A 2359-nucleotide genomic window follows, 5' to 3' on the forward strand; every position below is an offset into this window, starting at 1 on the left:
GCGCAGGAACCCAGGTCAGGGTCGAAGGTGACACCCAGGCGGGAAACCAGGGCGGTGTCGAAGGTGGCGTTGGCGTGGGGAACCCAGGTGGCGTGGCCAGTGGGGTCGGGGTGGGGCGGGATGGGGTGGTCACGCCGCCGCCTCCGGGGTTAGTTGGGACTCGACGATCTCGACGTAGGTTGGGCAGGTTTGCAGGAGGTCGGCGTGGGTGCCCACGCCTACCACGGCTCCGTTCTCCAGGACCACGATGCGGTCCGCGTCGACGACCGTCGACACGCGTTGGGCCACCACGATCACGACCGCCTCCCTCGTCCTGGGACGCAGGGCGGCCCGGAGGCGGGCGTCGGTGGCCAGGTCCAGGGCCGAGAAGGCGTCGTCGAAGAGGTAGACGGCGGGCTTGCGGACCAGGGCCCGCGCGATCGACAGGCGTTGGCGCTGGCCGCCGGACACGTTCGTGCCGCCCTGGGCGATCGGGGCCTCCAGACCGCCCTCCATCGCCTCCACGAACCCCCGCGCCTGCGCGACCTCCAGGGCCTCCCACAGCTCCTCGTCGGTGGCCTCGGGGTTGCCGTAGCGCAGGTTGCTGGCGACCGTGCCCGAGAACAGGTACGCCCGCTGCGGCACCAGGCCGATCACGCCGCCGAGCGCCTCCGCGCCCGCCTTGCGCACGTCGACGCCGCCCACCAGCACCTCGCCACCGGTGACGTCGATCAGCCTGGGCACCAGCGACAGCAGCGTCGTCTTGCCCGCGCCGGTGCTGCCGATGATCGCCGTGGTCTGACCGGCCTCGGCGCGGAACGAGATGTCGCGCAGCACCGGGTCGGTCGCGCCGGGGTAGCGGAACTCGGCCGAGCGGAACTCCACCGACGCCGGACCGGGCAGCGCGGTCACCGGGTCGGCGGCCGGGACCACGGAGCTGTTGGTGCCGAGCACCTCCATGATGCGCTCGGCGCACACCGCCGCGCGCGGGATCATCATCGCCATGAAGGTCGCCATCATGACCGACATCAGGATCTGCATCAGGTAGCTCAGGAACGCTGTCAGCGCGCCTATCGGGATCTCGCCGGTGTCGATCCGGGCCGCGCCGAACCACCTCACGGCCGCGCCGGACCCGTTCAGCACCAGCATCACGATCGGGAACACCAGCGCCATCAGCGCGCCCGCCCGCAGCGCGGTGCGGCTCAGGTCGGCGTTGGCCTTGGCGAAGCGCCGGGTCTCGTGCCGCTCGCGCACGAACGCGCGCACCACGCGGATGCCCGACAGTTGCTCGCGCAGCACCCGGTTGACCTCGTCGACGCCCTCCTGCATGAGCCGGAACTGCGGCACCATGCGGCGGCCGATCAGGATCAGCGAGACCGCCAGCGCGGGCACGCACACCACCAGCAGCCAGGACAGCCCCGCGTCCTCCCGCAGCGCCATGACGATGCCCGCCACGCACGTGATCGGCGCGGACACCAGCAGGGTGCACACCATCACGACCAGCACCTGGACCTGCTGCACGTCGTTGGTGTTGCGGGTGATCAGCGAGGACGGGCCGAACTGGGCGACCTCGCGCGCCGAGAACGACCCGACCCGGTGGAACACCTCCGAGCGGACGTCCCGGCCGAAGCTCATGGCGGTGCGCGCGCCGAAGTACACGGCGCCCACCGAACAGGCGATCTGGACCAGCGAGACCAGCAGCATCCAGCCGCCGGTCGTCATGATGTAGCCGTTGTCCCCCTTGGCGATCCCGAAGTCGATGATGTCGGCGTTGAGGCTGGGCAGGTACAGCGAGGCGATCGTGCCGATGAGCTGGAGCACCAGCACGGCGGTCAGTTCTCGCCGGTACGGCCTCAGGTGGCCGCGGAGCAAGCGGATGAGCACGGTCTCCCCCATAGGAAACTCTTCGTGTCTAATTGGAAGGTAGACCCGGTGGTTAAGAAACGCAACGTATCTAAAGGGGTAATGTGACCGAGGCGAAGACGCGCCGCCGCGGCGAGGAGCTTGAGCGGGCCATCCTCGACGCGGTCTGGGACGAGCTGGACGAGGTCGGCTACGACCGGCTCACCATCGACGGCGTGGCCGCTCGCGCCAGGACCAGTAAACCGGTGATCTACCGGCGGTGGCCGAGCCGGGCCGAGCTGGTGCTCGCGGCGTGGCTCAAGCGCGCCCCGAGCTGGCCGGGGCCGGAGGACCAGGGCGACCTGCGGACGGACCTGCTGGCGCTGTTCAGCGGGATCGCCGGGCAGTCCGGGCTCGGCGCGGCGTGCGCGGGCGACCGGACCGGCATGGCCTGGGAGGCGTTCCACAACCCGGAGGTGGTCGTGCTGGTCAGCGACAAGCTGCTGTGCCCGACGCCGCTGCGGCACGCGCTGGACGG

General features: G+C 70.8%; 2 protein-coding genes. One reads left to right on the forward strand and one right to left on the reverse strand.

What is annotated here, in order from left to right:
• Positions 1-129: 129 nt before the first annotated feature.
• A complete protein-coding gene (locus tag ACTUAL_RS13010) occupies positions 130-1863 on the reverse strand; it encodes an ABC transporter ATP-binding protein (RefSeq protein ID WP_440900417.1) in 1734 nt (577 codons plus the stop codon).
• Between the two features lie 83 nt (positions 1864-1946).
• Here ACTUAL_RS13010 and ACTUAL_RS13015 point away from each other — a divergent pair.
• Positions 1947-2359, forward strand: a 413-nt coding sequence (locus tag ACTUAL_RS13015) for a TetR/AcrR family transcriptional regulator (protein WP_440900416.1), incomplete at its 3' end; no start/stop codon positions are given.

It is taken from the genome of Actinosynnema sp., assembly GCF_052038725.1.